Consider the following 10,823-nt stretch of genomic DNA (forward strand, 5'->3'; position numbering starts at 1 on the left):
ACTTGATGCCCTCAACAACCTGGCCACGCTGACGCGGAACCCGCGGCTGACTATTCGCCGGCATGTTCCGAGAAATCACAAACAGCGAAAGCAAAACGCCCGCGAAACTCGCCGCGTTGAGCAAGAAAACCCAACCCGTACCAACCGCAGCAATCAACAGCCCCGAAACACCCGGGCCAATCAGCCGCGCCGAATTAAAACTCGTCGAATTCAACGAAACCGCGTTCGGAACCAACTTAGACGGCACCAAGTCATTCACCAGAGCCTGACGGGCCGGCGCATCGAACGCCGCACCCACACCCAGCAGCGTCGCGAAAACATACACATGCCACAGCTCAACCGTCTCCGTGAGCACCATAACACCCAGGACCACCGCGAGCACACACATGAACGCCTGCGCGATCTGCACGATGCGCAAACGCGGATAACGGTCAGCCATCACGCCCGCATAGGCAGACAAAAAGAGGATCGGCAGAAACTGCAGACCCATCACGACGCCCACAGCGGTCCCCGAATTATCAGTCAGCTGGGTCAGGACCAGCCAATCCTGCGCGATGCGCTGCATCCACGTCCCGATGTTCGAAACCAAGCCGCCGAAAAACCACCACCGGTAATTCTTGATCTGCAGCGAGGCGAACATGCGGGACATGAATAGGCGGCCTCCTCAACGGCGCAGAACCGATGGGGACACACAAAACAGGACCCCGGCGTGGATTGAGGGTTAATGGACAAAAGGGGGTGCGGACGGAATCTTGGAAGGATTCTGTTTGTGAAAGTTGTTTATACGCCCGAGCAGCGTGCGAGAGCTTTGGCGGTTTATCGTCGCACCCAGTCGGTGACGAAGACGGTTCGTGTGCTGGGGTATCCCGGTCGGTGGACGTTGTATTCATGGTTGAGGAATCCTCAGCCTAAGGGCCGTAAGCCTAGGAGAAGGCGGCCTGTTAAGCGGTATTCGTTAGAAACTAAGATTGGTGCTGTCGAGCTGTTTGAAGCTGGTTGGCGGCCAGAGGATATTGCTCGTGAGTTAGATCTGACGTCGAAAATGTCGGTTTATCCGTGGGTGAGATCTTACCGCGAGTCTGGGAGGTGGGGATTGATGAGTCCAGCAGAACGTCGTCGCGAACGACAATTGCCGACACGTCGATCGTTAGAAAACTCGTTGCCGGACGATCCTCGGGAGTTGAAAGCGCTTGCAGCTAGCCTTCTTGTCGATAAGGCGGTGTTAGAGAAAGAACTCGAGCTAGTAAAAAAGACGAGAGCGTCACTCCCGGAGCGCTGAGTAACAGAAATAAGGCCCGGGTCGTTGACGCTTTGCGAGAGTACTTTCCCCTTCCTGAGCTACTGCGGAGTACCGGTTTAAGTTCTTCTAGTTTTTACTATCAAATGGAAGCGATGTCCCGTCCGGACAAGCACGCGACCCTGCGGCAGCTGATCAAAGAGATAGCCAAGACAAGTTTTTACACGTATGGGTATCGCCGCATATGGTTCGAACTCAGGCATCGTGGAATTGTCGTTAGCGAGAAAATCGTGCGTCGTTTGATGAGCGAAGAAGGAATACGTGTCCGCTTCGCTAAGAAGAAGCTCCGGTATTCAAGCTATGAGGGAGAAATATCGCCAGCTCCTCCCAATCTTGTGCGGCGCTGCTTTCAGGCGGATCAGCCCAACAGGCTTTGGCTGACCGATATCAGTGTCTTTGCCGCTAATAATGGTCGTCTCTATCTTTCAGCAATTATAGATTGTTATGACGGCATGGTGGTGGGATACCGAACCAGCCGCCACCCCACCATGGAACTAGCCGAAGACAGCCTCAAGGATGCTATCCGTTCTCAAGGCATCACTGCCCGATCACGGCTTGTTCTCCACTCAGATCGAGGTGCCCACTATCGTGGGCGTTCCTGGCTGGGCTTAACCAACCAGCTCAATATCACCCGTTCTATGTCACGCAAAGGCTGTTCTCCTGACAATGCTGCTTGCGAAGGATTCTTCGGACGAATGAAAGTCGAGATGTACCACGGCTACGTATGGGAAACAACCGAGAAACTTGCCCGAGCAATCGATAAATACATCTCCTGGTACAACAACCGGCGAATCAAGACAAGCCTCGGCGGGCAATCCATAGCGAACCACAGGCTACAAGCAGTAGCCTAGGAAAACACTCCGAAAAACAGTCCGCGGCCCCATCTGACCTATAACCCCAACAGGAGCATGACGGCTAGATCGAGAAAAACAAAGACCGGCCCTGGGCTCCCACCAAAATGGGTAGCGGTACCGGTCATGTTGGTATTCAGGCTAGGCGATGACACCTAGCTGTGCAACGGTGAGGGCTCGACAAGCCACTCGATAATGTTTTTGTGTTGGATCCCGTCGCGGCTCATGTCGAACTGGTCCATGCTCAGCACGGTTTTCGGGAAGTTGTCGGTAACCCCGCGAAGGGCACCGAACTCGCGGTCGACGGTGTTTTGGCTGCCGAGCAGGTAACTCACCTGGAAGTACTCGGTGTCGGAACCTTTGCGGGCGATGAAGTCAATCTCGCGCGCGCCGGCTCTTCCGACACTTACCTCGTACCCGCGCGCAAGCAGCTCCACGCACACGATGTTTTCGAGGGTCAGCTCAATGTCGGCCTGGTTCGAAAGGCCGAGCGTTTCACGAAAACCGTGATCCACCGCATAGTACTTCTCAGTTGCCCGAAGCCTCGCCTTCCCCGCAATGTCAAAGCGCGGAACCCGATAAATCAAGAAAGCGTTCACGCAAAACTCAAGGTAGTTCAACACGGTATCAACCGAAACGGTGCGCCCCTCGCTTTTGAAAAAACGCACCAGTGACTGCGCCGAGAAGGTTTTTCCAATATTTGCGAAGCAGTAACCGACGATGCGGTGAAAAATGTCGACGTCGCGGATCTGGTGATACTCAATCACGTCTTTGAGCACAACCGAGTTGTACACCGAGTCAAGGTAGTCGAGCGAGGGTTCCCGGTCGAGGTTGAAGTATTTCAACGCCGGGAAACCGCCGAACTGCACAAAGTGCTGGAAGTGTTCGCTCAGTGTGCGGTCGCTTTGGCGGTGCAGCTCGACAAATTCCGCAAACGAAAACGGTTGGATCAAGAACTCAACGTAGCGACCGGCAAGATGTGTGGCGAGATCACCGGAAAGCATGCGCGAATTCGACCCGGTGACATAGATATCTGCGTCATAGTCGACGCGGATCGCGTTGATGGCTTTCTCCCAGTCGGCGACCTGCTGAATTTCGTCAAAGAAGAAATACGCGCGGGTGTTTTTGTTGAGGTTTTCGGCTTCGATGCGCCGTAGCAGCGCCGCTGCGTCTGTGATGTGAAGCCCGTCAGCGGACTCAAAATTCATCGCAAACACTTGTGGATCAGCGCTGCCCGCGCGAATCACTTCTTGCAGCTGCTGCAGAATCGTAGATTTGCCGCAGCGACGCACACCGGTGAGCACCTTCACGAGGGGTTTGTCGATAAAGGGCTGGATCCGCGAAAAGTATCTCGGGCGTTCAATGATTCTGTCCACCACAAACCTCCCTGTTTTGTCGAGTATAGTCGACAAGCTGCTACTTTGCGGAGGTTTTGTCGATCTTAGTCGACAAGAATCGCGCTGGCTCGGGCACAAAACAGCGCACCGCGGGAAGGTTGCCGGCGTGTGCCAGCGTCCAACCCGCGGTGCGCTATTCGGACGGTGCGGCCCGAATCGAGCCGCTGAGCCCTCGAGCCGTTAAGCCCTTGAGCCTAGAAGTCCCAGTCGTCGTCGGTGGTGTCTTCGCCCTTACCGATGATGTAGCTCGATCCTGATCCACTGAAGAAGTCGTGGTTTTCGTTGCTGCCAGGTGACAGCGCCGCGAGAATCTCAGGGTTCACTTCGGTCTCTTCAGCGGTAAACCGCGACGGGTAACCGAGGTTCATCAGCGCCTTGTTCGCGTTGTAACGCACGAACACGGCAACGTCGTCCATCAGGCCGAGCGGCTCGTACAGCTCACCCGAGTACTGCAGCTCAAGCTCGTAGAGCTCTTCCAGCAGGTCGAAGGTGAACTTGCGCATCTCTTCCTGACGCTCTTTGCTCTGCGTCTCGAGTCCGCGCTGGTACTTGTAACCCGAGTAGTAACCATGCACTGCCTTGTCACGCAGAATCAGGCGGATCATGTCTGCGGTGTTCGTCAGCGTCGCGTGCACCGAGAAGTGCAGCGGCAGGTAGAACCCTGCGTACAGCAGCAGCGACGACAGCAGCGTCGAAGACACTTTACGCTTGAGCGGATCATCGCCGTAGTAGTGGTGCAGCACCTTCTTGCAGCGTTCCTGCAGCAGATCGTTGGCAACTGCCCAGCGGTAGGCGTCGTCGATTTCCGGGGTACTCGTCAGCGTTGAGAACACCGAGGAGTACGAGCGGGCGTGCACCGACTGCATGAACGCAATGTTGGTGTAGACGGCCTCTTCGTGTTCGGTGCGGGAGTCTTGGATCTGCACGATCTCACCGACAGTTGCCTGCACGGTGTCGAGCATGGTCAGACCGGTGAAGACGCGCATCGTGAGGGTGCGCTCTTCCTGGGTCATTTTCTGCCACGCGGGGATGTCGTTTGACAGCGGCACCTTCTCTGGCAGCCAGAAGTTCGCGGTCAGACGGTTCCACACCTCGAGGTCTTTGTCGTCGGTGACGCGGTTCCAGTTAATGGGGCGCAGCCGGGCTGTCGGGTCGTGGCGGTACGACGGCGGGGTGACCGAGATCTCTTGCAGCGGGCGGTCGGTGTTCAACGGATCAGTCATAGTTCAATAAAGCTCTTTCACTAATGGTGTCTGGTGGTCAGTGCGCGGAGTGCGCGGACGGCGCGCGGTGCGCCCGCGCGCGCAGCACGGGCGCACACGCGGGCGCGAACGCGACTACAGCGCGCAGGAAACGCAGCCTTCGATCTCGGTTCCCTCGAGCGCGGGCTGGCGCAGGCGGATGTAGTACAGCGTCTTGATGCCCTTGCGCCACGCGTAGATCTGCGCGCGGTTGATGTCGCGAGTGGTCGCCTCGTCTTTAAAGAACAGCGTGAGCGACAGACCCTGATCCACGTGCTTGGTCGCAGCAGCGTAGGTGTCGATGATCTTCTCGGCGCCGATTTCGTAAGCGTCTTCGAAGAACTCGAGGTTGTCGTTTGTCATGTGCGGAGCCGGGTAGTACACGCGGCCGAGCTTGCCCTCTTTACGAATCTCAATCTTCGAGGCGATCGGGTGGATCGAAGCCGTCGAGTTGTTCACGTAGCTAATCGACCCGGTCGGTGGCACCGCCTGCAGGTACGCGTTGTAGATACCGTGTTCGCGGATCGACTCGCGCAGCTGTTCCCAGTCCGCAACCGTCGGCAGCGCAACTCCAGCCTCGGCGAAGAGCTCACGCACCCGCGCGGTTTCTGGCACCCACTCCTCGGCCGTGTAACGGTCGAAGTAGCTGCCGTCAGCGTAGTCGCTCTTCTCGAAGCCCGCGAAGGTCGCACCGCGGTCAATCGCCAGCTGGTTCGAAGCGCGCAGCGCGTGGTAGGTCACCGTGCGGAAGTACGCGTCGGTGAAGTCAATTCCCTCTTCGCTGCCGTAGTGGATGCGCTGCGAAGCGAGGTAGCCATGCAGGTTCATCTGGCCGAGGCCGATGGCGTGTGACGCACGGTTACCCTCGGCAATTGACGGCACCGCCTGAATGTCGGTCTGATCCGACACACTCGTCAGCGCCCGCACCGCAATCTCAACGGTTGCGCCGAAGTCCGGGCTGGCCATTGCCTGCGCAATGTTCAGCGAGCCGAGGTTGCACGAAATGTCGTGACCGATCGTCTCGTACCCGATTGCGGCGTCGTACTCAGAGGCGGTGTTCACCTGCAGAATCTCCGAGCACAGGTTCGACATGTTGATGTGCCCCTCGAGCGGGTTCGCACGGTTCACAGTGTCTTCGAACAGCACGTACGGGTAGCCCGACTCGAACTGCAGCTCAGCGAGGGTCTTGAAGAACTCGCGCGCGCTGATCGTGGTCTTGCGGATCCGCGGGTTCGCGACGAACTCGTCGTAGCGCTCGGTGATTGACTGATCCGAAAGCGGAATACCGGTTTCGCGAAGCACATCGTAGGGGCTAAACAGGTGCATATCTTTGTTCTGCTTAGCCAGTTCGAAGGTCACATCCGGAATCACAACCCCAACCGACAGGGTCTTAATGCGGATCTTCTCGTCAGCGTTTTCACGCTTCGTGTCGAGGAACCGCATAATGTCGGGGTGGTGCGCGTGCAGGTACGCAGCGCCTGCGCCCTGGCGAGCGCCGAGCTGGTTCGCGTAGCTGAAGCTGTCTTCGAGGATCTTCATCACGGGAACAACACCGGAAGCCTGGTTCTCGACCTGCTTAATCGGGGCACCCGCCTCGCGGAGGTTTGACAGCAGCAGCGCCACACCGCCGCCGCGCTTGGACAGCTGCAGCGCAGAGTTAACGCTGCGGCCAATCGATTCGAGATTGTCTTCAACGCGCAGCAGGAAGCACGACACGAGCTCGCCGCGCTGTTTCTTACCCGCGTTCAAGAACGTCGGAGTTGCCGGCTGGAAACGGCCCGAGAGGATCTCGGTGACCGTCTTCGAAGCCAGTTCCTCGTCACCCTGACCGAGGAACAGCGCCGTGGCAACAACTCGCTGCTCGAAGTTTTCGAGGAAGAGGCTGCCGTCGAAGGTTTTCAGCGCGTAGGAGGTGAAGAACTTAAACGCACCGAGGAAGGTCTGGAACTTGTGCCCGAAAGCGTCGGCCTGTTCGTGGAGGCGCTCGACGAAGTCCTTGTCGTAGGCGCGCAGGTATTCGGCTTCGTAGTACTCGTTTTCGATCAGCCACTCCAGGCGTTCCCACACCGAAGCGAACTGCTTCGTGTTCGGGATGACCTGCTGGTTCAGGTAGGCCTCCGCCGCTTCGTGATCCTTGTCAAACTGGATCGACCCGTCCGCCGCAAACAGGTTCAGCTGGGCGTTGAGCGCGTGGTAGTCCTTCCGCTCGCCGACCCCGCCAACCCGTGCAGTGTTGGGGGTGGTTGTTTCTGATGGTGTGGCGATCGTCATGCGACGTCCTCCTCATTTGCTTCTGCTTCTAATGTGTTCTGTCGTGCCCAAAATTCGTCTAAACCAGCCTTGACTCGAGCAACGTCGCGGTTGGTGCCAAGAAGTTCAAAGCGGTACAGCTCAGGAACTTTGCACTTGGCTGAGATGATCGGTCCTGCGATGCAGTAGTGCTCACCGAAGTTGGTGTTCCCCGCGGTAATCACGCCGCGGATCAGCGCGCGGTTTGCAGGATCGTTCAGGAACGTAATCACCTGCCGCGGCACCGCCCCGGCCTGCGCTCCGCCGCCGTAGGTCGGAACCACGAGCACGTAGGGCCTGGTCACTCGGATCATTCCCTCTGTGCGCGGTCGGAGTGGGATCCGCACCGCCGGGCGCTCGAGCTTCTCGACGAAGCGGAGGGTGTTCTCCGAAACGCTCGAGAAAAACACCAGGTCAGGTGAATCTTGCCCCTCGAGCACTCGCACCTCCGCGACGCTTCGTGTTCGGCCTTCCCTGCGTTCACTCATCAGCATGTTCTCCTCTCAGCATTTGCGCCTCAGCAATCCCACCCCTACATCTAGTCCTGACCCACATTGCGGGCACCACATATAGTGTTTAGCACGAACACTCTCACAAATCTACGACACGCCGAAGTGCAGACTACGTCATACCGAACCCAAGACTCAAGGGGGATACTTATGGTGCTGTCAGACTCGACGTACTACGGTAGAGAGCACAAGTGAGACCCGGAAACTAAAGAATGAATGAGGGCGCCTGATGACCGCATCAAAGCAATTTCAAGTTCCTCCAGAGATTCACGTGGAAAGCGTTCGCGCTTTTGTGAGCGAGTGGGCAGAGATCACCAATCCTGAAAAGATCGAGCTCGTCTCAGCAGCGGATGACGCCAGGCTGCTCGAAGAGGCCATCGCCGCCGGCGAAATGCTCCGCGCAGGCAAAGGTCGCTACTACTCACGGTCACACCCGAAAGACACCGCCCGCACCGAAGAGCGCACCTTTGTCGCCACGGCTGACGAGGCGGATCGCGGGCGCTACAACAACTGGCGCCACTCAAGCGAGGTCAAACCGCTGCTGACGAGCCGCATGCGCGGCGCTTCGGCGGGTAAAACCATGTACGTGGTGCCGTACCTGATGGCCCCTCCCGGCACCCCGCTTGCGAACTTCGCGCTCGGAGTTGAGCTCACCGACGACCGCAACGTGGTGCTGCAGATGATCCGCATGGCCCGCGTCGGAATTGAGCACTTCGACGGTGTCAGCGACCAGGACTTCTTCGTGCGCGGTGTGCACGTCACCGGTGACCTGACCGCGCTGCAGCAGGGCACCGACGCCGACGAGCGGATGTTTGTGACCGTCGCAGACGAGCGCACCATTTTGCACTTCGGCTCCGCGTACGGCGGCAACGCGCTGCTTGGTAAAATCGCCCACGGTCTGCGCCAGGCGTCCTACGACGGTTACGCCTCAGGGAAGTTCCTCGCGGAGCAGTTCCTGCTGCTTGGGATCCACGACCGTGAAACCGGCGTCACCACGCACGTGTGCGGCGGCTTCCCGAGCGCGTCAGGGAAAACCAACCTCGCGATGACGCTGCCGCCAAACGGACTCGGCGACCGCTACCGCGTTGATTTTTACGGCGACGACATCGCCTGGATGTGGGTTGACGACGAAGGGAAACTCCGTGCCATCAACCCCGAAAACGGTGCCTTCGGTGTCGCAAAAGACACCAACGAGGGTTCCAACCCCACCGCGATGGCGGCAATCGCTGAGGGATCGGGCACGATCTTCACCAACACCGCCTACAACGAAGTCACCGGCGAGGTGTGGTGGGAGGGTCTCACCCCCGAACCCCCGGCCGACCCGGCAGGGTGGCTCGACTGGACCGGCGCGAAAATCACCGACCGCACCGCCGAGCAGCAAAACGAACCGTGGGCGCACCCGAACAGCCGCTTCACTATTCCGCTGGAGCGCATCCCGAACCTCGCCGAAGACGTCTCCAAACCCGAGGGCGTGGTCGTTGACGCGATTATCTTCGGTGGCCGCACCCGCGATCGTGAACCGCTGATCCGCGCAATCGACAACCTTGTTGATGGCGTCTACGACGGGCTGACACTCGGCGCCGAGGCGACTTTCGCAGCGGACGGGCTTGACGGGCAGCTGCGTTACGACCCGATGTCGATGCGTCCGTTCTTCTCGTACTCCGAGGGTCGCTACGCCGAACACTGGCTTAAAGTGCTCGGGCAGCTGAAAGAGATGCCGATGTTTGCCCACGTCAACTGGTTCCAGCGCGAACCCGAAACCGGTCGTTACCTGTGGCCGGGCTTCCGCGAGAACCTGCGCGCGCTGAACTGGCTCACACAGTACCGCGACGGCAAAGTCAAGGGACGCAAAACCCCGATCGGCGTGCTCCCGCTTGTTGAAGAGCTCGACTTTACCGGTCTCGAAATCGACGCGGCGGATCTCGACAAACTGCTGCGGGTTGACGTTGAACGCTGGCTGCAGGAAACCGATCACCGCGCTGAGCACCTGCGCGAGCTGCCCGATATGCCGCGCGAAATCTGGGACGCACACGAGGCGCTTGTCGAGGCGTTGCGGGCCGAGGCGGCAACTGACGCAGGGGGCGCAGACAGCTAGCGCCTGCGCCACCGCGCGGCCGCGGCGACACAAAACTGCCACACAACAAACGAGGGGGAAACCGAAACGTGTTCGGTTTCCCCCTCGCCTTTGGGTTACGCGCCCGCGAAAACTAATCGCGGCTGGGTTTTTTCGATCAGCTCAGCGAAGCGGTCAATGTATTTCTGCAGGAACTCAACGGTTGACTCGCGGGTGATCTTATCCCCGTCACCGAAAAGCTCAGGCGACTGCGACAGGAACACCTCGGGCTGGCCAAGCGTTGGCATGTCGAAGTAGGAAAGCGCAAGGCGCAGGTTCTTCTGCGACGAGTACCCGCCCATGCGTCCAACAGAGTGGCTCACAATTCCCGCCGGGAGTCCCTTCCACGCAACGTCGGCGTTGGGTTTCGACCCAATATCCACCGCGTTTTTCAGGCACGCCGGGATGGTGCGGTTGTTCTCCGGGGTCACAAACAGCACCCCGTCAGAGGCCTTAATCGTCTCGCGGAACTCCGTGTACTCCGCCGGCACCGGCTTGTCGGTGACCTCTGGGTCGTCGTAGTCGAAATCGTACAGCGGCAGGTCGCGGATCTCCACGATCTTCGCCTCGTACCCCTCAGGGAACATCGGAATCAGGTTGTGCGCAATCTTACGGGCAAAGGAGCCACGACGCAGGCTCCCAACAATCACACTCACGCGCTTCGTCATACGTTTCATTCTCTTTTCTCTATTTCAACTGTGGATCATGCACCGCGATCCGCGCCCTCATACGCCACAGACTCGCGCGGCGCGAGCTGCCGGTCGCTGCCCCAAGCCGAGCAGAACCGGCACTCGCTCACGAGGTCAAGCCTATGTTAACAATTCCGCCATTGCGAACCTCATGAGTAACCGAAGCTCCGAGCACCAAGCGCGGCCTGGTGCTCCCGGAACTTGCGGGGATCCAAGCCACTGGCTTTCAACTGTTCCATACGATCGCGCGAGCCGACGTCGCTGTCATCTTCGGGCCGCAAGTGTTCATCGCCGCCAGCGGCGCGTTCACCGTCATGGCCCTCTACCTGCTCATCGCACGCCTAGCCCTCAAACGAAAATCCGCTGAACTCACCGTCGGCGCGCTGTCAGCCTCCCAGGTGAACGCCGCTAACCTCGGCATCCCCATCGCGATCTTC

Annotated in this window: 9 protein-coding genes and 1 pseudogene; 4 read left to right on the plus strand and 6 right to left on the minus strand. The window is 58.8% G+C overall.

Features of this window, described 5'->3' with window-relative positions; translation table 11 throughout:
- Window positions 1–649: MFS transporter (locus HMPREF3160_RS09835; RefSeq protein WP_141739837.1), on the minus strand; the 649-nt coding region annotated here is incomplete at its 3' end.
- A 75-nt stretch (window positions 650–724) separates the two neighbouring features.
- Between HMPREF3160_RS09835 and HMPREF3160_RS10305 the strand changes: the two genes are divergently transcribed.
- Window positions 725–1,279, plus strand: coding sequence for a terminase gpP N-terminus-related DNA-binding protein (locus HMPREF3160_RS10305; RefSeq protein ID WP_370977447.1), 555 nt, complete (start codon window positions 725–727; stop codon window positions 1,277–1,279).
- Window positions 1,276–2,148, plus strand: coding sequence for an IS3 family transposase (locus tag HMPREF3160_RS10075; RefSeq protein WP_256174025.1), 873 nt, complete (start codon window positions 1,276–1,278; stop codon window positions 2,146–2,148). The genes HMPREF3160_RS10305 and HMPREF3160_RS10075 overlap by 4 nt, the downstream gene beginning before the upstream one ends.
- 155 nt (window positions 2,149–2,303) lie before the next feature.
- On the opposite strand, the gene HMPREF3160_RS04565 is transcribed toward HMPREF3160_RS10075, so the two are convergent.
- The 4 genes from HMPREF3160_RS04565 to nrdI form a co-directional block, all read right to left on the minus strand.
- Window positions 2,304–3,524 carry an ATP-binding protein gene (locus HMPREF3160_RS04565; protein ID WP_070491710.1) on the minus strand — a complete coding sequence of 407 codons (1,221 nt, stop codon included), beginning with the start codon at window positions 3,522–3,524 and terminating at the stop codon, window positions 2,304–2,306.
- A 215-nt stretch (window positions 3,525–3,739) separates the two neighbouring features.
- Window positions 3,740–4,768 carry a class 1b ribonucleoside-diphosphate reductase subunit beta gene (gene nrdF, locus HMPREF3160_RS04570; RefSeq protein WP_082784698.1) on the minus strand — a complete coding sequence of 343 codons (1,029 nt, stop codon included), beginning with the start codon at window positions 4,766–4,768 and terminating at the stop codon, window positions 3,740–3,742.
- A 114-nt stretch (window positions 4,769–4,882) separates the two neighbouring features.
- Complete coding sequence (gene nrdE / locus HMPREF3160_RS04575; RefSeq protein ID WP_016664110.1) at window positions 4,883–7,057, minus strand: class 1b ribonucleoside-diphosphate reductase subunit alpha; 2,175 nt, start codon at window positions 7,055–7,057, stop codon at window positions 4,883–4,885.
- The gene (gene nrdI, locus HMPREF3160_RS04580) at window positions 7,054–7,569 is read right to left on the minus strand and encodes a class Ib ribonucleoside-diphosphate reductase assembly flavoprotein NrdI (protein WP_019174207.1); all 516 of its coding nucleotides are present in this window, start codon (window positions 7,567–7,569) and stop codon (window positions 7,054–7,056) included. The genes nrdE and nrdI overlap by 4 nt, the downstream gene beginning before the upstream one ends.
- Window positions 7,570–7,813: 244 nt before the next feature.
- Between nrdI and HMPREF3160_RS04585 the strand changes: the two genes are divergently transcribed.
- On the plus strand, window positions 7,814–9,679 hold the full coding sequence (locus HMPREF3160_RS04585) for a phosphoenolpyruvate carboxykinase (GTP) (protein ID WP_070507295.1): 1,866 nt from the start codon (window positions 7,814–7,816) through the stop codon (window positions 9,677–9,679).
- Window positions 9,680–9,774: 95 nt separating this feature from the next.
- On the opposite strand, the gene HMPREF3160_RS04590 is transcribed toward HMPREF3160_RS04585, so the two are convergent.
- A complete protein-coding gene (locus HMPREF3160_RS04590; protein ID WP_256173973.1) occupies window positions 9,775–10,374 on the minus strand; it encodes an NADPH-dependent FMN reductase in 600 nt (199 codons plus the stop codon).
- A gap of 200 nt (window positions 10,375–10,574) precedes the next feature.
- Here HMPREF3160_RS04590 and HMPREF3160_RS09990 point away from each other — a divergent pair.
- Window positions 10,575–10,823: pseudogene (locus tag HMPREF3160_RS09990) on the plus strand (AEC family transporter); the annotation flags it as partial.

Source organism: Arthrobacter sp. HMSC06H05, from assembly GCF_001807395.1.
Lineage (GTDB): Bacteria > Actinomycetota > Actinomycetes > Actinomycetales > Micrococcaceae > Pseudoglutamicibacter > Pseudoglutamicibacter albus.

Bases quoted from the DNA above. Each gene is read 5' to 3' on its own strand.
- nrdI (WP_019174207.1), bottom strand. From the start codon at position 7,569: ATGCTGATGAGTGAACGCAGGGAAGGCCGAACACGAAGCGTCGCGGAG.
- HMPREF3160_RS04590 (WP_256173973.1), bottom strand. From the start codon at position 10,374: ATGAAACGTATGACGAAGCGCGTGAGTGTGATTGTTGGGAGCCTGCGT.
- nrdF (WP_082784698.1), bottom strand. From the start codon at position 4,768: ATGACTGATCCGTTGAACACCGACCGCCCGCTGCAAGAGATCTCGGTC.
- HMPREF3160_RS10305 (WP_370977447.1), top strand. From the start codon at position 725: ATGGACAAAAGGGGGTGCGGACGGAATCTTGGAAGGATTCTGTTTGTG.
- HMPREF3160_RS04585 (WP_070507295.1), top strand. From the start codon at position 7,814: ATGACCGCATCAAAGCAATTTCAAGTTCCTCCAGAGATTCACGTGGAA.
- nrdE (WP_016664110.1), bottom strand. From the start codon at position 7,057: ATGACGATCGCCACACCATCAGAAACAACCACCCCCAACACTGCACGG.